Source organism: Acinetobacter marinus (assembly GCF_900096915.1).
Classification (GTDB): domain Bacteria; phylum Pseudomonadota; class Gammaproteobacteria; order Pseudomonadales; family Moraxellaceae; genus Acinetobacter; species Acinetobacter marinus.
In genome coordinates this window covers 75,288-94,228 of record NZ_FMYK01000002.1, presented here as the reverse complement: position 1 = coordinate 94,228, position 18,941 = coordinate 75,288, and the positions used below count along the sequence as shown (strand labels likewise).

Annotated in this window: 16 protein-coding genes; 7 read left to right on the top strand and 9 right to left on the bottom strand. The window is 44.5% G+C overall.

Annotated features, from left to right (window positions below; all coding sequences use genetic code 11):
- Window positions 1-14: 14 nt before the first annotated feature.
- Both BLQ60_RS03835 and BLQ60_RS03830 read right to left on the bottom strand, forming a co-directional pair.
- The gene (locus BLQ60_RS03835; RefSeq protein WP_092616331.1) at window positions 15-929 is read right to left on the bottom strand and encodes a DUF6892 domain-containing protein; all 915 of its coding nucleotides are present in this window, start codon (window positions 927-929) and stop codon (window positions 15-17) included.
- 178 nt (window positions 930-1,107) lie between these two features.
- Window positions 1,108-1,440, bottom strand: coding sequence for a hypothetical protein (locus BLQ60_RS03830; RefSeq protein WP_143005175.1), 333 nt, complete (start codon window positions 1,438-1,440; stop codon window positions 1,108-1,110).
- A gap of 381 nt (window positions 1,441-1,821) precedes the next feature.
- On the opposite strand from BLQ60_RS03830, the gene BLQ60_RS03825 reads away from it, so the two are divergent.
- On the top strand, window positions 1,822-3,039 hold the full coding sequence (locus BLQ60_RS03825; RefSeq protein WP_171259058.1) for a DUF445 domain-containing protein: 1,218 nt from the start codon (window positions 1,822-1,824) through the stop codon (window positions 3,037-3,039).
- A 236-nt stretch (window positions 3,040-3,275) separates the two neighbouring features.
- On the opposite strand, the gene BLQ60_RS03820 is transcribed toward BLQ60_RS03825, so the two are convergent.
- A complete protein-coding gene (locus BLQ60_RS03820) occupies window positions 3,276-3,701 on the bottom strand; it encodes a DoxX family protein (protein ID WP_092616322.1) in 426 nt (141 codons plus the stop codon).
- Between the two features lie 352 nt (window positions 3,702-4,053).
- Here BLQ60_RS03820 and dapA point away from each other — a divergent pair, with 352 nt between their 5' ends.
- From dapA to purC, 3 genes are read left to right on the top strand one after another with little or no spacing between them, the layout of a single operon-like run.
- Window positions 4,054-4,959 (top strand): 4-hydroxy-tetrahydrodipicolinate synthase, encoded by a 906-nt coding sequence (gene dapA, locus BLQ60_RS03815; RefSeq protein ID WP_092616319.1) that lies wholly within the window; start codon window positions 4,054-4,056, stop codon window positions 4,957-4,959.
- A gap of 27 nt (window positions 4,960-4,986) precedes the next feature.
- Window positions 4,987-5,583 carry a lipoprotein-34 precursor (NlpB) gene (locus BLQ60_RS03810; protein ID WP_244515968.1) on the top strand — a complete coding sequence of 199 codons (597 nt, stop codon included), beginning with the start codon at window positions 4,987-4,989 and terminating at the stop codon, window positions 5,581-5,583.
- A gap of 44 nt (window positions 5,584-5,627) precedes the next feature.
- Window positions 5,628-6,347, top strand: a complete 720-nt coding sequence (purC, locus tag BLQ60_RS03805; protein WP_092616314.1) for a phosphoribosylaminoimidazolesuccinocarboxamide synthase — start codon at window positions 5,628-5,630, stop codon at window positions 6,345-6,347.
- A gap of 98 nt (window positions 6,348-6,445) precedes the next feature.
- Here the strand turns inward: purC and BLQ60_RS03800 are convergent, their stop codons facing one another.
- The 4 genes from BLQ60_RS03800 to BLQ60_RS03785 all read right to left on the bottom strand — a co-directional run bounded on the left by BLQ60_RS03800 (window position 6,446) and on the right by BLQ60_RS03785 (window position 11,945).
- Window positions 6,446-8,500: a TonB-dependent siderophore receptor gene (locus tag BLQ60_RS03800; RefSeq protein ID WP_244515967.1), complete on the bottom strand. Its 2,055-nt coding sequence runs from the start codon at window positions 8,498-8,500 to the stop codon at window positions 6,446-6,448.
- 185 nt (window positions 8,501-8,685) lie between these two features.
- Complete coding sequence (locus tag BLQ60_RS03795) at window positions 8,686-9,753, bottom strand: leucine-rich repeat domain-containing protein (RefSeq protein WP_092616311.1); 1,068 nt, start codon at window positions 9,751-9,753, stop codon at window positions 8,686-8,688.
- A gap of 114 nt (window positions 9,754-9,867) precedes the next feature.
- Window positions 9,868-11,586, bottom strand: coding sequence for a cation acetate symporter (locus BLQ60_RS03790; protein ID WP_378235229.1), 1,719 nt, complete (start codon window positions 11,584-11,586; stop codon window positions 9,868-9,870).
- The gene (locus BLQ60_RS03785) at window positions 11,586-11,945 is read right to left on the bottom strand and encodes a DUF485 domain-containing protein (RefSeq protein WP_092616309.1); all 360 of its coding nucleotides are present in this window, start codon (window positions 11,943-11,945) and stop codon (window positions 11,586-11,588) included. Before BLQ60_RS03785 ends, BLQ60_RS03790 begins: the two co-directional genes overlap by 1 nt.
- 203 nt (window positions 11,946-12,148) lie before the next feature.
- Between BLQ60_RS03785 and BLQ60_RS03775 the strand changes: the two genes are divergently transcribed.
- Together BLQ60_RS03775 and BLQ60_RS03770 are read left to right on the top strand one after the other, a co-directional pair.
- Window positions 12,149-15,655 carry a PAS domain-containing hybrid sensor histidine kinase/response regulator gene (locus BLQ60_RS03775; protein ID WP_092616303.1) on the top strand — a complete coding sequence of 1,169 codons (3,507 nt, stop codon included), beginning with the start codon at window positions 12,149-12,151 and terminating at the stop codon, window positions 15,653-15,655.
- Between the two features lie 284 nt (window positions 15,656-15,939).
- Window positions 15,940-16,701: a hypothetical protein gene (locus BLQ60_RS03770; RefSeq protein ID WP_092616300.1), complete on the top strand. Its 762-nt coding sequence runs from the start codon at window positions 15,940-15,942 to the stop codon at window positions 16,699-16,701.
- Between the two features lie 148 nt (window positions 16,702-16,849).
- On the opposite strand, the gene BLQ60_RS03765 is transcribed toward BLQ60_RS03770, so the two are convergent.
- Both BLQ60_RS03765 and BLQ60_RS03760 read right to left on the bottom strand, forming a co-directional pair.
- Window positions 16,850-17,497, bottom strand: a complete 648-nt coding sequence (locus BLQ60_RS03765) for a response regulator transcription factor (RefSeq protein ID WP_092616297.1) — start codon at window positions 17,495-17,497, stop codon at window positions 16,850-16,852.
- Window positions 17,498-17,786: 289 nt separating this feature from the next.
- Complete coding sequence (locus tag BLQ60_RS03760) at window positions 17,787-18,422, bottom strand: cation efflux transmembrane domain-containing protein (RefSeq protein WP_092617366.1); 636 nt, start codon at window positions 18,420-18,422, stop codon at window positions 17,787-17,789.
- A 99-nt stretch (window positions 18,423-18,521) separates the two neighbouring features.
- Here BLQ60_RS03760 and BLQ60_RS03755 point away from each other — a divergent pair, with 99 nt between their 5' ends.
- Window positions 18,522-18,926 (top strand): MerR family transcriptional regulator, encoded by a 405-nt coding sequence (locus tag BLQ60_RS03755; protein WP_171259044.1) that lies wholly within the window; start codon window positions 18,522-18,524, stop codon window positions 18,924-18,926.
- The last annotated feature ends 15 nt before the right edge of the window (window positions 18,927-18,941 follow it).

The following is an 18,941-nucleotide window of genomic DNA, read 5'->3' as shown; positions in this document are numbered from 1 at the left end:
TAAAGCACTCTTAATTAAAGCATTCTTGCGTCAATGCCCATCTCATTCAATTGGTCGATCACAGGGTCTTGGTAATAGCACAATACCGCTTTTTTTAGATTGGGAAATTGTCTCGCATCCTCGACCGAGAGGATATCCCAATCGCTTTCATACCCCTCAGCAAAGCGAATCAGTTGCAAGTAAATATCATTGCCACCATCTTGATAAACTTCAGTGACATACTGTGCTAAGCGTTGCGGTATCGGTAAATCTCGAAAGTATTGCGTCACTTCAGCAATCGGATCATAGCCTTCTTCTTCAAGGTCAATTTTCCGTTTGTCGTACCATTTCACAAACTCAAACAAATCAAACTGCGGTTCAAGGCGCTTTTGTACATACATCAACTCTTGAATAATCGACACTTTAAAACCAAAATCTTGAAATTCAATGCGCGGCTCATGCAATGGCTGAATCACATATTTATCTTTGGGAATGGCTTCTTCATAGTCAAAATTCTTGCCGATCACAATACTGTACGGCTCATTTTCGTCCTTATAAGTCACTACCGCCAGCATATGTCGAGTAAGCTGTTGTTGTTGAAATATATTCGGATTAATCTGTTCACCATTCACCCAAATCTCACCAGAAAAAAGCATTTCAGGCGTGTATTGTCGTTGATGGGCATGGGAAATTAGGCAGTTCATCGATAAAATATTATCCCAAGTGCCATATTCCGCATAGATGCCAGCATCATCCCAAACCACTCGCCACAGCAGATCATGCTTGCGCAAATCAGGTGCGCCCAAGATCGAGATTAAGGTATTTAAATGAATCGGAAAGTTGAGCTCCGTTTCATTCATGGTGATTTTGTTGTGATCACATCGAATGATAATCGACTCAGGTGTTCCGTCTTGCTTAGACTGGGGCGCATTGCCAAATAAATCCTCCATCTTGGCGTTCCTTATTTATATTCACGTTGATATTGACGCTGAAATTGACATTAATATTGACGTTGCTACCGACTTATTTTCCATAACACATCTAACTACAGCCCGATTGACGCATTCAAGCCGATCTATGTAAGCATGTCGACTTTGGCGCCTACATTTTATTTTCTAAGACGCTTTTTCAATGTAACGCACGCAAAATGATTGATTGTCCAAGATGTGGATTTTGATAACGATCATAATATTCAAAGCAGACTCGCTGACCTTGCTGCCATCTCGGCACATGCGATTTAAAGTTTAAGTGACGTTGCTTCATGCTCGGTTCAACACGAATCACAACCCGTTCTGATCTTGAATACTTGCCATAACGATAATAGCGCTCAACCATGCCACAGGCTTCTGTGCTTACAGATGGCTTTTGCTTATTCATATAAAAAGCCACACCGAGTAAAATCGCACCAGGGATCATCGCCAAATACGGCACGATTTTTTGCGTTTCGGCATTGCGAATCATGGTTTGGATCCGCTGATCAAAGAAAGCACAGTAAATCGGTGCAGCAAAAATCAATATGAACCCGAAAATCATCAACACGCTAATCATTATTTTTCTTCATACCCTATATTTTTCATACTTTATATTTCTACACACTCACCTACAATACCGTTTTTATCGCTGACCTGCCCATGTTTACGCCATGTTTTCGACTTCAGCGTCTACACTTTATTTTGAAGTCACTTGTTCAATTCCTATACTTTGCTGTTAAAATCGTCACACTTTATCATGCACGATGTTGAGCCGAGCTCTGCTCATGATAATGCGTAACACAACTCGATCACATGCGCTACTCTGTCGCTTAGCCGTGTGTCATAAGGAAAAGAACAAATGTTTCAATCGATGTGGGCAGACTTTCAACAGCATTTTTGGCTGTATATCTCCATCCCGTTTATCAGTGGCATCATTGGTTATATTACCAAGTTTGTCGCCATTCACATGATGTTTTCACCCCTTGAATTCAAAGGTATCAAGCCGTTTTTCGGCTGGCAAGGTGTAGTTCCTCGTAAAGCCAAAAAAATGGCAACTACGGCGGTCGACCTAATGACCACCCGCCTGATCAAACCCGAGGAAATTTTTGCTCGGCTTGATCCGAAGCGCATCGCCAAAGAAATCGAACCTGCGCTGATGGAAGCGGCTGAGGACATTACCCGCCAAGTGGCACAGGAATATCAACCTGGACTTTGGGAAGGCATGCCAGAGTTTGCCCGTACCAAACTGATCAATCGAGTCAAAGCCAAAGCGCCAGAGATCGTCGAACACATCATGAGTGAAGTACAGCATGATGTCAGCCGTTATTTTGATATTAAAAATATGGTGATCGGCAACCTAATGAAGGACAAGCGCCTACTCAATGAAATCTTCAAGAAAGTCGGTAAAGAAGAATTTAAATTTTTTACCAATGTCGGTTTTGTTTTTGGTTTTGCCATTGGTTTGGTGCAAATGACTTGCTGGATTGTGACACGTGGGCAATATCCGTGGATGTTGCCAATGTTTGGCGGTTTTGTCGGATTCTTTAGTGACTGGATGGCTTTACAGATGATGTTCCGCCCACTGAAGCCGAAAAAAATCTTGGGCTATACATGGCAAGGGTTATTCTTAAAACGTCAAAATGAAGTGGCTGCCGACTATGCAGCCTTGATTTCTAAGCAGTTACTCACCTCACGCCATATCATTGAAGAACTGTTTACGGGTACGCATTCTGATCGAGTGATTGATTTGGTCAATCGTCATGTCAAACAAGAAATTGACCAGCAAGCAGGCATCATGCGTCCATTGGTGGTCTATGCCATCGGCGGTGAGAAATATCAAAACATCAAGACACAAGTGGCTGAGCGCATCATGGCACGTTTGCCAGATACCATGAAACACATTGAATCTTATGCCGAAGATGCGATGGATATTCGTAATACCTTGATTACCCGTATGCAACGCCTGACCCCAGAAGAGTTTGAAGGCATGCTTCGCCCTGCATTTAAAGAGGATGAATGGTCACTGATTATTGTTGGTGCAGTGCTTGGTTTCTTGGTCGGTGAAATGCAAATTTTGTTTATGCTCTAAGCCCTAACATGCTTTCAATGTAAATTAGATTGAAAAGCACCGTAGCTATCCACAAAAGAGGCTGTCTCAAAACTATAAAACCCCCTTGCGGAGTATACTCCTCATCCCCCTTAACAGGGGAAGACCACTCTATAAAATCAAATGGTTAGAATCCCTCCCCTTTTTAAGGGGAGGTTAGGTGGGGTTGAAAATTGGATTTTGAGACAGCTTCTTCAATTTAAAAGTCAATTTCAGCTTCAGACGCCATGTCCTTCCAAAAAGCGATCCACACTAATTTTTCCAGCGCCATATAGCATCACAAAGAATAAGCCACCCGCCATGGTGAGATTTTTCATAAAGTTGATGGCATCATCTGCACCGCCATGAAAGATTAGCGCAGTGATCACACTAAATACCCCAAGACCGAACGCTGCCAAGCGTGTTTGCAAGCCAAATAAAATCGCCAAACCACCGCCAAATTCCACCAAAATGGTCAATGGCAATAATGCTGCAGGTACACCCATTGATTGCATATAGCCCGCTGTTGCTTCGTAGCCTGTGATTTTCCCCCAGCCTGCTACGATAAAGATATAAGCGATCAGCACCCGTGCCAGCAGACTCACAATATTTGCAACAGTTTGGTTTTGGACGATATTTTTAACGACAACATTTGGATTCAACATTTTTTATCTCGATCTCATTGCGATGGTTGTAGTCTATTGCGTTTTAATTTTTTATGAAATTCCAATTTTATTTATACAGCATGTCAATTTTGCAACAATTGCTTTTTAAGTTTTTTATACGCTGGGTGATGTCGTACAAATCACTATTGTTCTTCAACTACGCATAGTTCATAATCAAGGGTCGATATGATTCATCATGGTGCTTATCTCTGTCGAGAAACAACGGCAGAAGCGCAACTCAACCAGATTGATCACATTATTATTTTTTAAAAACAACGCATCCGATCACGGCGATCAATCGATGAACTGATTGTCCATCCATTCGGGTGTCAGCATAGGATCGTGTTTTCAAATGACTCAGCTAGCAACCACCATTCATGGTTCAATCGTCGCAATCGTCACCCCAATGTTCGAAGATGGCAGCGTGGACTGGGATGGCTTAAAGCAGCTTGTAGAATGGCACATTGCGCAAGGTACGCACAGTATTGTCGCTGTGGGCACTACAGGTGAAGCATCCACTTTGAGCATGGAAGAACACATCAAAGTCATCGCTGAGATCGTGCGTATTGCCGATAAACGCATCCCGATCATTGCAGGTACGGGTGCCAACTCGACCAGTGAAGCGATCGAACTCACCCAAGCCGCCAAAGAGGTTGGTGCTGATGCTGCGCTATTGGTGACGCCTTATTATAACAAACCAACCCAAGAAGGCTTATTCCAACATTACAAAGCCATCGCTGAAGCCGTTGATTTACCTCAGATTCTATATAATGTCCCAGGGCGTACTGGCGTCGACATGGACAATGATACGGTGATTCGTCTCGCTAAAGTTGCCAACATTGTTGGTATCAAAGATGCGACAGGCGATATTCCACGTGGCATTCAATTGATTCATCATTTAGACCCTGTCGACATGGTGGTCTACTCAGGTGACGATGAAACAGCTTGGGAATTGATCCTTGCAGGTGCAAGAGGCAACATTTCTGTGACTGCCAATGTCGCACCGCATGCTATGAGTCAAATGTGTCTAGCGGCGCTGGATGACAACAAAGCAGAAGCACATCGCCTCAATACACAAGTCTCACAATTACATGACATTTTGTTCTGTGAATCCAATCCAATCCCTGTAAAATGGGCACTGCATGAAATGGGTAAAATCGGCACAGGCATTCGCTTGCCGTTAACACCGTTGGCTGAACAATATCGCACGCCAATTCGTGAAACATTGCAAGCGACGCATGTGATTGAAACCAACTAAATTGTATTGAATGAAATAGAGCGCAAAATTATGCAGTTACGTGTTGTTGTGGTCCTTGGACTGGTATCGATGAGTTTGTTTGGTTGTTCACGATTTGCGATGGACAACAGTTCTTTGGACTATAAAGAATCAAAAACAGTCGCACCGCTGAAAGTGCCTGAAAATCTACAAATGCGTCCACAGCATGCGCTCTATCCTGCACCGCAGATCGACCCACGTGCACTTGAGCAAGCACAAGATTTTAAAAATGCCAAGGGCAACCGTTTTGACCTACCACGTCCCGAAGCAGTGAATGCTACAGCATCAACCAGCACAGGCGCTGCACCGTCTCGCCCACAACTGGTTCAAGATGGTAACGGCATTCCACTACTTAAAGTCGATGGTGGCTCAAGTGAAGTTTGGCAATATGTCAATGCCGCCAGCAGTGCTGCAAACTTAAATGCTACAGCCAGTGAAAATAGCAATGTGATGCAAATTCGCTATCAAGATAAAAATTATGAAATTCGTTTAACACCATCGGGTGCAAGTAACACCGTAGGCGTATATAATACCGATCATAATTTTGCAGATCGTGATGTTGCCAGCGAAATTTTAGCTTTGATCTATCAAAACTGGCCCGCTTAAATCTGCACACGCTCACACGACGCCTCACCACAAAAGGTTAACCCATGTCTAAACAAGCCTTGCTCTATACTGGAAAAGCAAAATCAGTCTACGAAACCGACAATCCTGATCACCTGATTTTGGTGTTCCGTGATGATGCTTCTGCATTCAATGGTGAAAAGATCGAACAGCTTGACCGCAAGGGCAAAGTCAACAACCGTTTCAACGCATTCATCATGCAAAAATTGGCTGATGCCGGCATTGAAACGCATTTTGAAGAATTGCTGAGCCCAACAGAAGTTTTGGTCAAAAAACTCGACATGATCCCTGTAGAATGCGTGATTCGTAACTACGCTGCAGGCTCACTCTGCCGTCGTCTTGGCGTAGAAGAAGGCAAACAATTGACTCCGCCAACTTTTGAATTGTTCTTCAAAGATGATGCGTTGGGCGATCCAATGGTCAACGAATCTCAAGCAATTGCACTAGGCTGGGCAACTGCTGATCAATTGGCAAAAATGAAAGAGCTGACCTATCAAGTCAATGATGTTTTGTCGCAAATCTTTGATCAAGGCAACATGATCTTGGTGGATTTCAAACTTGAATTTGGTGTATTCCACGATCGTATCATACTTGGTGATGAATTCTCTCCAGATGGTTGCCGTCTATGGGACAAAGACACCAAGAAGAAACTCGATAAAGACCGTTTCCGCCAGGGTTTAGGTGGTGTGGTTGAAGCCTATGAAGAAGTAGCTTCACGCATTGGTATCGATTTATCTGATATTTAATTCATCGTATATCCTGCCAAGTTGGTTTCATCATACTCGGCGGGATCAATAAAAAAACCGAGCACTGATGCCCGGTTTTTTTGTTGGGCTTGATTCGATCAGTACTTAAAGTCAACACTAAAGCGGAAAGTACGTGGATCACCCCAGTTGACCAATTGTGCATTCGGTGTGGTACCGACCAAATACTCTTTATCAAATAAGTTCTTGATACTGAATCTTGCGCCCCAATGCTTGGCAGCATAACCCGCATTGACATCATACAAGGTATAGCTCGCCAATGGCACATAGTAAGTACCACGCTGTGCCGAACGCTCGCCTTGATAGCTCACCCCTGCACCAATATTCCAGCCCAACTGATCCGCCCCAAAATAGTACTGGGTTGATAGTGATGCTGCATTTTTCGGAACGTGGTTAATGCGATTACCAATATCGCTGGTGGTTTCACTTTCAGTGATTTCAGCCGTTGGGATATAACTATAGGTCACTGTGACATTCCATTGATCCGTTAAAGCAGCCGACAGCTCGGTCTCAAAGCCTTTGGTTTTTTGCTCACCGATCTGTACTGAATAATCACCAACTGAGTCAGATTCAGTAACATTTTTACGGGTCAAATCATAATACGCCACATAGCCTTGTAAGCGCTTATCCAAGCCTTGGAATTTCAACCCGATTTCATATTGCTCGCCTTCTTCAGGATCGAGTAATGAACCATCTTCACCTAAATCGCTGACAGGAAAAAATGAAGTCGCATAACTGACATAAGGTGCAAACATATCATTGATCTGATACATCAATGAGGTATTGCCCGTAAAGGCATTGTCCGAGTTTTTGCTCTGACTGTCGTTATAGATGTCTTCCACTTCGACCTGTGTCCAATCGTGACGACCTGATAAGCCTAAAATCCAATGCTCATCAATTTTAAAGTTGTTACGCAGATAGACACCCATATACTGCGTGTCGGTAATTTGATGGGCAATGGTTGCTGTCGCTTTATCTTCCGAAGTGTACACTGGATTGTCTGCATCAAATGCAGAAAGATTTCTACGACGACGCTCATAATCACTGCGCTCATGCATTGCGTCTAAACCGACCATGAGATCGTACTGCGTTTTTCCCCAATCAAAATGTTTAGACAAATTATGATCCAGTGCAAAATTCAGATCATCTTTGAGCTGACGTTCTAAGCGTCGGTTAATTGTCGGCAAATCAGTCGCCGTTCCTGCAAGCACAGGGTTATTATCTGCATCAGTTTGAGTGACGGCAAAATTCTGTTTAAATTTCCAGCCATTATCAAAATAATGGGTGTAGTTTGAGCCAAACCGCAACACATCCACCGTATTGCTGAGATTTGGGACGCCAAAGAATAATTTATGCGAGTAATTTTTATAGTCGCCATTGCTATATGGAATGCCCTGCTGACGAATAAACTCTCGGTGCTGATAACTGGCAATCACCGACAACTCATCTTTGTCACCTAAATCAAAATTATAAGACGGTGCGACATAATAATTTTTGTAATAGACATAATCCGTTGGATCATCTTGATCAGAAACATGCCCGACCAAACGGAACGCCCCTTTTTCACTGTCATTCGGCGCATAGTTAATATCAAAGGTACCATCGAGCAGTGAATAACTCCCATAACTGGCACTGCCCCGAACAAAAGTCTCGGCTTCTGGACGCTTGGTGGTTAAGTTGACCAAGCCACCTGGCAATGCAAAACCAAAGCCTGTCGAAGTTGGCCCTTTGACTACTTCAATGGATTGCAATCCCGTAATGTCTTCAGAGCGCAAGGCATTGTCAGAAGATTGAATGCGTAAACCGTCCATGTAAGTTTGCGCACTGGACACTTGCCCACGAATAATAAAATCATCCCAGCCACGGCGACCATATTGTCCAGAGGTGACACCAGCAACACCTTGCAAGGCTTCAGACAGTGTTTTGGCTTGCTTTTCTTGCAGTTGCTTTTCACTAATGACGCTAATCGATTGCGCAGTTTCAAACAAAGGTGCATCCGAACGTAACACAGCTGAGGCTGTTGTTGCGGCATAGGCTTTGCTATCATCCTCCGCAGTCACGGTGATCGTTGGTAGCACATTGACTTGCGCATCCTCATCCTGTGCTGTAATCGTATCCGCAGCATGGGCTTGCATGCCAAGTTGCATGAGAAAGAGAATCTGTAGGCTCAATACTGTATATTTGCCCATCAACGCCACCGTAAATAAAAATGAGATTCATTTATTTTACAAGAAATCAGTTACAGAGCGAATGGCTTTTTTAACCGATTTTAAACAATGCGAATCAAATGTTGAATTTTTCCACGTTGGCGAAAATGACACTATCCAATACTGAGTCGAATCTCATGTAAGGTCGCCCAATCTTGCAACCGTTGTTGTGTTGCAGGCGCAATCGGATTGGTACTGAGCCGTAGTTTTTTCAGCCAATGCATGTGATAGAGGGACTCTGGCACATCCTTGAGTAAATTATTATCCACATCAAGCGCTTGCAATGCAGTGCATGCACAAATATTTTCGGGTAACTGCTTCAAGCTCTGACATGACCAAAGATGCAAGGTTTTCAGGTGCTTTAATTGGTGTAATTCATTCATAAGATTGTTTAACTGTACTTTATAGCGCCAGTTGGAATTCAGCTTAAGCACTTGCAATTTGGACAATTGCCCGATGCCTTTGGGAATGCTACGCAATTGATTCATGCCCAAATCCAGTTCGGTCAGATTGTGCAATTGATACACTGCGTCAGGCATGTGTTCTAAGCCATTGCCTGATAAATCCAGTTTTTCCAATTGGCTCAGTTCAGCAATACGCTGGTTCAAGGTGAGTTTTGGCGTCACCAATTTCAGCGCACTGAGCTTTTCACAATCCCTAAGCACATCGACCACTTGATCAAAATCAAGACTCACATCGCCCGTATTCACAGATAAAATCTTTAAATTGGGCAATTCAGCCAATACTTTAGGTAATGTCTTGATCGGCAAGGCAAACAGTTCTAAGGACTGCAAATTTTTGAGTTGACTAAAATTCTGTGAAAACTGATGAACATTTCCTGTAATCGTCAAATGTTCTAATTGCGTTAATTCAGCGATCTGTTCGACGTGTGCGATGCTTTTACAATGTGCGCCCAAACTTGTTAAAGCGGGATATTCGACGAGATTGCTGATCCAGTCTAAATCACGACAACCACAAAAATTGAATGATTTCAGTTTTGCTAACTCACTGACAAACTGAGGAATCTTGGAAATATCGGAATAAGCAATATCGAGTTTTTCAAGGTTGATGCACTGTGCGACTTGCTTTGGAATCTCATCATCATAACCTTCAAAATGAAGCGCACGTATCGCTAAGGGATCTTTGGCAATTTTTTTAAGGTTTTGTTCGAGTTTTGACATGATTGTCTATCCAATGATGCTCAGCCATTTTGACTTATTTTAAGCACAAAAAAGCCGATCGCTGTGTATCGGCTTTTTTAATATTGAAATTATTGCAAGATCAACTGCTCAGACTTAGTGATCTGAAGCACCTGATGCGCCAATTCCTGTCATCGAACGTACGAACTGTGCATCGTAACGATGTTGTTCTTGCTGTGCACGAGCAGATTTGTCTGTAATTGAGAACAACCAGCATGCAAAGAATGAAATCAACATCGAGAACAGCGCAGGATTACTCATATCCAGTGGTGCTTGCTCGCCGAGTTTCAAGGTATCGACCCAAACTGCTTTGGTGAGGAAAATTAAAATCAAGGCACTGATCAAGCCAGCCCAACCACCAATTACCGCACCACGAGTGGTCAGTCCACGCCAGTACATAGACAACAATAACACTGGGAAGTTGGCAGACGCCGCGACCGCAAAGGCAAGACCGACCATGAACGCCACGTTTTGTTTTTCAAACATAATCCCAAGGATCATGGCAAAGATTGCCAAGCCCAAAGTCGCCATTTTCGATACTTTCAGCTCTTGTTGTTCGGTCGCTGTACCACGTTTGATGACATTGGCATACAAGTCATGCGATACCGCCGACGCACCCGCCAAGGTCAACCCTGCAACCACCGCCAAGATGGTCGCAAATGCCACCGCAGAGATGAAGCCCAAGAAAATATTACCACCGACTGCATGACCAAGATGTACCGCAGCCATGTTACTACCACCGATCAATTGCAAGCTACCAGTCGCTGCAGTTTTTGCTGCATCGATATAGGCTGGATTGTTGGCAACCAAAAGAATCGCACCAAAACCAATGATAAAGGTCAGTAGGTAGAAGTAACCAATGAATCCTGTCGCCACAACCACTGATTTACGTGCTTCTTTGGCATCTTTCACGGTAAAGAAACGCATCAAAATATGTGGCAAACCAGCTGTACCAAACATCAATGCCAAACCAAGCGAGATCGCATCGATTGGTCCTTTGACCAAACCGCCAGGTCCCATAATTTTGGTGGCTTCTTCAGTGGTCTTATCATGCACTTCACCAAAGACGTTGATCGCTTGGTTAAACATTTCGGCAAAACTAAAGCCGACATGCTTCATCACCATAAATGCCATGAACGAAGCACCTGACAACAACAATACCGCTTTAATAATTTGTACCCATGTGGTCGCCAACATACCGCCGAACATCACGTATGCCATCATCAGCAAACCAACGATGATCACTGCAATGTTATAGTCCAGACCGAATAGGAGTTTGATCAACTGCCCTGCACCGACCATTTGCGCGATCAAGTAGAATGCGACAACAACTAATGAGTTGACCGCCGCCATCGCACGTACTGGACGTTCTTCTAAGCGAAATGATGCGACATCGGAGAAGTTATATTTACCCAAATTACGCAGACGCTCAGCAATCAAGAACAGAACGATCGGCCAGCCCACCATAAAGCCAAGAGAATAGAGCAAGCCATCGTAGCCTGAGCTAAACACCATCGCCGAAATCCCGAGGAACGATGCCGCCGACATAAAGTCACCCGCAATCGCCAAACCATTTTGGAAGCCTGTAATGCCCCCGCCCGCAGTATAGAAATCTTTGGTCGATTGAGTACGCCCTGCTGCCCACTTGGTGATAAACAAGGTCATACCAACGAAGATCACAAACATGATGATGGCGATCCAGTTGGTTGGCTGTTTCTCTGCCTCGCCAATCGTCGGTGCCGCCCAAGCCATATGGCTGATCAGTGACGCTGATGCCGTGGTGAGCAACATTTTTAAAGCGGTTTTTTTATCCATCATTGATCTGCTCCTTGCTGACCTGCATTACGACTGGCATGTTGTGAGCTGAGAATCTCATTCACCTCACGAATCGCTTCCGTATTTAATCGGTCAAAGGCTTTGTTACAGACCACCGAATACACCCAACACAGTACAAATGACGCCACGATCACGCCGATACCCAGCGGAATACCCCAAGTGATCACACCACTAAACGAGCTGTGCAAAAACTCTGGGTTATAGGCAACCAGCAAAATAAATCCGAAATAAATAAATAACATTAAAATCGTCAGTGCCGTACTCAGCTTGCGCTGTTTTTGCACCAATTCTTGGAACTTGGGGTTCCTTAAAATTTCCTGTACATGAGCATCATCCATATCTCACTTCTCCAAAATTTTATGACCGATCAATGGTCATTGTTCCTTTACGGCGATTGCCATCCATTTTTTGATGTTTTTCAAGGTAACAACTGGATTTCTCATGTTCACTTAGACTTTGGTCGTGAATTCAAGGCACTAGCTTCACTTCACGCACGGATAATCAGGTATCATAGCGTGGAAGACAATGTGGCGTAGTGCGGATGAATGCAGGATTAATTCTAGGTATATTAATAGTTTATGTTGCAATTTTATTTGCATGTGCATTTTATGGTGAGCGTCATGCCAGCCGATTAAGTGCCCGTGGCAGAATGATTCTCTTTAGTCTAACACTCGGCGTCTATTGTTCCTCTTGGACATTTTATGGAGCAGCTGGGGCAGCGGCTCGAGACGGCATTATTTATCTGCCGATTTATCTGGGTCCTTTATTATTTCTGATTTTTGGTTATGACATCTGGCGACGTTTGGGGCGAGTCCGTCAGTATCATACCGTATCGTCGATTGCCGATTTTATTGCTGCCCGCTACGGTAAGATGGGCTCGCTGGCGACCTTGGTAACCTTCCTCGCTGTGCTGGCGATTTTGCCGTATTTGGCATTGCAACTGCGTGCGATCGCCTTGAGCACCAACATTATTTTAGCCGAGCACAATAGCCCGTTTGCGGTGACCAATAGCGTGCTGATGCTGACGGGTTTACTTGCCATTCTCGCCATGCTCTTTGGTACACGGCGCATCGCCAACACCGAGCAACATGGCGGTTTGATGCTTGCCGTAGCCTTTGAATCTTTTGTGAAATTGTTTGCGCTACTTGTGGTTGCTTTATTTTTCCTGTTTGAATCTAAAGCCAATTTTCATCAAGTCAGCGCTGATGTGCGTGAAACGGTGAATCTCGTACAACAAGTCGGCGTGCCTGACACCTTCTGGATTCAAACTTTACTGGCTGCTTTGGCGATGATTTGCTTGCCCCGACAGTTTCACGTGGCGGTGGTCGAGCTGAAAGACGAACGCCATATTAATGGTGCACGGCGTTGGTTTGGTGCTTATCTGGTTTTAACCTTATTGGCAATTATTCCGCTCGCAAGCTGGGCGATTCATGCGCCCTCAGAAGTGCTCCCCGTAGCCGATGCAGCAGTATTGATGTTGCCGATGAGCTATGGCAATGATTGGCTGACTTTATTGGCATTTTTAGGTGGATTTTCTGCGTCAACGGGTATGCTTTTGGTGTCTTCTGTCGCACTCTCCATCATGCTCAGCAATGACTTGATCATGCCTGTGCTGTGGCGGTTTAACCTAATCTCCCGCAATGATCCACGCATGCCACAAATGCTAAAATTGGTGCGCCGTATTTCGATCTTGGTGGTGATGTTACTCGGCTTTTTCTTTTATCATTTTTTCTCTGATATCAATCAATTGTCTGTGTTTGGTTTGCTTGCCTTTAGTGCCGTGGCGCAGTTTGCACCCGCACTCATTGGCGGTTTGTATTGGCGTAGTGGCAGTAAGCAAGGGGTCTATATTGGCTTGATCGTTGGTTTTGCGGTTTGGTTATATACTTTACTCCTGCCCACCATTTTACGCAGTCTGCCTGCAGAATATTTGCCGTGGGGACAACAGATTCTCGATTATGGTCCATTTCAATGGACATGGTTGCGCCCTGAAGCACTGTTTGGTTTTAGCTCACTGTCTGCACTCACCCACGGCGTGATTTGGTCACTTGGCACCAATATTTTGTGCTATTACCGATTTTCACGGCGCTTTCGCCCAAGTGTGGCGGAGCAAATTCAAGCAGAAAGTTTTTTCTTCTACGATACCAAGCCTTTGCCGACACAAAGTACCCCGATCGAATCCACACCGAGTCTGAAATATTTACCGACCGATCAGGTCTCACGACTGAGAATTGCCGATCTGATTGCACTATGTTCACGCATCGCTGGCGAACGTAGTAGCAAGCAAGCATTTGAGCAATTCGCCCGCCAGCAAATGGTCTATCTCGATCCGCAACAACTCGCCAATGGCATGTGGTGGCGGTTTAGCGAGCAGTTTCTCGCCAGTGCAATTGGTACTGCATCAGCTCGTACCCTGCTAACCACTGCATTGGTCGATAATGGCTTGGCACTTGGACAAGTGGCAAATATTCTCGATCAGGCATCACAGTGGCAACGTTTCAATCAAAATCTGACCATGACCATGATCGATCACATGACTCAAGGGGTGAGCGTGGTTGATGCCAATATGTGCTTGGTGGCGTGGAATAGCCAATATCTGACCCTTTTTGATTATCCCAAAGATTTGGTCTATGTTGGCTGTCCAGTTGCAGATTTGATTCGATACAATGCCGAACGGGGCGAATGTGGACCAGGTCCTGTCGAGGATCATGTCAATAAACGCATTAACTGGATGAAACAAGGCAGTGCGCATGAGTTCGAACGGATTCGTGCAGATGGTCGAGTCATCCAAATGCGAGGCAATCCGATCGAAGGCGGTGGTTTTGTCACCACCTATGCCGATATTACCGCATTCCGTGAAAATGAAGCGGTACTCGAAGCACGGGTCAGTGAGCGCACCTCGCAGTTAGAACATGCATTGGATGAACAACATCTTGCCCTCGCCCAAGCCGATCTGGCGATCAAATCGAAAAACCGCTTCCTCGCCGCCGCCAGTCACGATTTATTACAACCGATGCATGCCGCACGACTTTTTAGTGCCGCATTAGAGCAAAGCGCCTTTCACACGGATGATCAAAAAACCTTAGAACAACTCGATCGTGCCTTGTTTGGTGCAGAAAGCATGCTCTCGGCACTGCTTGATATTGCCAAACTCGAAGGCGGGTCGATCAAACCCAATCGCCGTGCGTATAACTTACAAGATTTGCTCAGTGATTTACGCCTTCAATTTACCGCTATCGCAGAACAACGCCAGATCGAACTACACATCCACAATACCCATTTTTGGATCGATACCGATCCGCAGTGGATTCGCCGTATTTTGCAGAACTTCGTCAGCAACGCCTTACGCTATACCGCTTCGGGTCGTGTGGTGGTCGGTGTGCTACGCAGTGCCAGCCAAGCCGATTATATTCGTATCGGTGTCTGGGATACGGGGCCTGGCATTTCAGAGGCGCAACAGCAAAATCTGTTTAAAGAATTTGAACGAGGCGGACACAACTCACCATGGGGCGAACAAGGACTGGGCTTGGGATTGGCAATTGTCGAACGCATGACCAGCCAATTGCATTATTCCGTTCAAGTCTTATCGCAAGTGGGTAAAGGCTCGAGCTTTGTTCTTGAAGTGCCGACGGTGGCGACACCTGTGACGCAAAATACCGCACAAACTCAACTCAGTGCACCACAAAAATCCTTAAATATCCTCTGTCTAGACAATGACCCGACCATTTTGCAAGGCATGCAAAACCTATTGCAAAAATGGGGCTACCAAGTCTACACCGCACTTGATCCAGCGCAAGCACTGCAATTGATTGAATCGGAAGATATCCATGTCTGGCTGGTCGACCAACATCTCAACGATGATCAATATGGTTTGGACTTTATTCAGCGCCACCAACAACAGCACATTCCAACTGCACTGATCACCGCAGACAGTGATCCCGATCTGCCTGAAACATTAAAAGCGATGAACATTGTGTTACTGAAAAAGCCACTAAAACCCGCAGCGCTTCGGGCATTCTTATCCAGTATCAAACTGCATCGTGGCTAATTTCGTCATCAAGGTGCTGCGCGTTGACATTTTCGTTCAGCACTTTTGTCGATGCGATCAACAATTTGGCATTCTGCGCAATTTTTTCGGCTTAGATATGGCGAAAATGCTACTTTACTTAAGTGAACAATTGTACACTTTCTTACAATTAAATTAATTTATTGATTTAAAACACTTAATTTTAAAATTTATGACCAAACTATACTTTAGTCTAATATTATTGACTTTTTGCAAATACAACAATCATTACAACAAGATTATCCCGCTAGAGAAGGAACAACATAATGCACATCAACTCCAATCCGCATCCAGAAGCGATGCAAAGCCTACAACGCCAATATGCTGAAAATGCACTGTTACCAAATATCGACTGGCAAAGCCTGTCTGCACAGCAAAAACTCACCCCTGCGCAAATCACTGCACTCGATACCATCTATCAAAGTGCAATTCCATTGGCGCTGACGGTGTTTAAACGCCTCAACTTTGATGTATTTGCCCCAGCAGCCTTTCATCCACAAGGTTTGGGATTATTCGACCAACTGGCACAGCAAGAACAACGCTTTGTTGAGATCTTAAGCCATGCAGCCGACGATCTAGACCACGATACCCGCCATCAAATCTGGAGCATGCTCCTTCGTGGCGGTGCGGTACTGGTGTTCAAAGTCTGGCTCGGTCTGGTCAAAACTGGTCAACTCAGCATCGATCTGGTGCAATTCGATGAATTGTCAGACCTGCTATGGATCAAAACCAAACCTGATACCCTTGCCAAGGCGCTACGGGTGGATAGTGAATCTAAAAATGAACACTTATTCTTGATTTATGAAGACAGCGTCTATTTGGATCGCTTCAACTGCTTAGACACTGCATTGTTGTTTAGTCAGCTTGGTGTCTATGACCCTGTGTTCCTGAGTATGCAAGACGAGCAAGTGGCACAATTCTTCATTGAAAAAGGGCTAGTCACCGAAGCGCAAATCGAAGAACTTGAATGTGCAATGAACCCGCTGAACTGCGCAGATCAACGTGCAAAACAAGACTACCTCGTTTAATTTGTTTGGGTTTAAATTGTTTGGGTTTGATTCTTTTCGTCTGAATCTGCAAACACCACACTAAAAATAAAACGCTGAGTAATTTGCTCAGCGTTTTTTGTACAGCAATGAAAATAAATCGTTCAATCTTTGATGTTAAGTCATTGAATTAAAAGCGTGGTTCTTCGATATTCAGCGCGCTGATTGCCAATACCGCTTGGGTGCGGTTTTGTACGCCGAGCTTGCGGAAGATCGCCGTGACATGCGCCTTAATGGTCGCCTCAGACACATCCAGCTCATAAGCGATTTGTTTATTCAGCAACCCTTCTGCCACCATCATCAACACACGGAACTGCTGTGGGGTCAGTGATTGAATCTTGTCTGCAAGCTCTGTTTCACTGGCAGCACGTGGATCATTACCATGTTGTGATAAATTTGGTGGCAACCAAAGATCACCTTCTAAAACGGCTTTGATCGCTTCACCGATATGTGCTGGCGGTGCAGATTTTGGAATATAGCCCATCGCCCCATGCGCAATCGAACGCTGGATAATATTGGCTTCTTCATGTGCCGATACGACGATAATCGGAATGGTTGGAAACTGCGAACGCACGTGCACCAATGCCGAAAACCCTGATGCCCCTGGCAAATGTAAATCGAGTAACACCAAATCTGGTTCAGTGCCAGTTTCTAAGCGTTGGTAAAGCTCGGCAACCGAAGCGGTTTCACTGATGACGGCTTGTGGCAGGCTGTATCGTACTGCTTGGATCAAAGCATGTCGAAATAACGGATGATCATCAACGATAAGAATGTTCATAAAAAAATCTGGTTCCATCCAAAGGGTGTGCTTTTGATGCAGAACGACCCAAAAGTCATATGGCGATAAAAGGGTATTTACCGTTAGCCATAAAATACAATAAAAAGAATTGTTTCCGCCAGCTTTACCTACAATTATTTACACTGCTTGCGCTATTTGTGTCAGCTCAATACTCGGTTAAATTAATCTAATCGATGACTCTACGCAGTGGCGAGAGGTGACAAGTTCATCCCATCACCGATTGATCACAGTATTATTTTAATCGTTTTTTTCAAAATAACTATTGGAATTAAGCCTTTTCGCAACTGTTGAGCAGTTTTGACTGACGGCGTTCTGCACTGGCATTTGTAATTACGGTATATCCTGAGCTAATGCCGAGCCCTGCCATGATCAGCGCAACAATCAAATCGGGATACATGCTGCCTGTACCAAATACCCCAAAGGCTGCAAAGATCACTGCGATATTTCCAATCGCATCATTACGGCTACATAGCCACACCGATTGCATATTCGAATCACCCTCTCGAAAGGCGTATAAAATCAGCGCCACAACCACATTGGCAACCAATGCAGCCACGCCAATCGTCCCCATGGTAATCGCTTCAGGAACAATGCCTTGACTATAGGCGTAGCCTGCTTTAACGAGGACAAAAATTCCGAATAGCAACATCGTCCAGCCCTTGAGCAGTGCCACAGTCGCCCGCCAATACAAACTCATCCCGATCACCGCCAGCGAAATCGCATAATTCATACTATCACCAGCGAAATCCAACGCATCCGCCCACAATGCTGAAGAATTGGCATACATCCCGCCAAACACCTCAATCAAAAACATGGCAAGGTTGATGATCAGCGCAATCCACAGCGCTTTTTTAAACTTTGGACTGAGTGTTTTCTGTTGTACAGGAGAACAATTACATGCCATTGTCATACGCACCATTCATTGAATATCTCTATTAAAAAGCTTAGAGTAACTCCAAGGTCAAGAGGTTCTGACATGTGATGTAAAAGTTTAGGAGATTTGGTGATGCTGTTACAAATCAAAGAATTGGCGGAAAAAACAGGCTTATCAACGGATAGCATTCGCTTTTATGAAAAGAAAAATCTGATTCAGCCGACCTTACGTGCCGACAATAATTACCGCTATTATGATGCGCGCACTTTGGAAAAAGTCATGTTTATCAAGCATTGTCGGGCTTTGGATATTTCCATTCAAGAAATCCAAACTTTACATGCGCTTTTGGAGCATCCCGAGCAAAACTGTCATCAAGTAAACGACATCATTGATCAACACTTGATAGAGGTGAAAGCCAAAATCAAAACCTTACAATCTTTTGAAAAACAGCTCAAAACCCTACGACAGTCCTGCCAAAATGAAAGCAGTATTGCCAACTGTCAAATTATTAAAACATTGCAAACGGTGGATTAAAACTCAGCGCCTCTT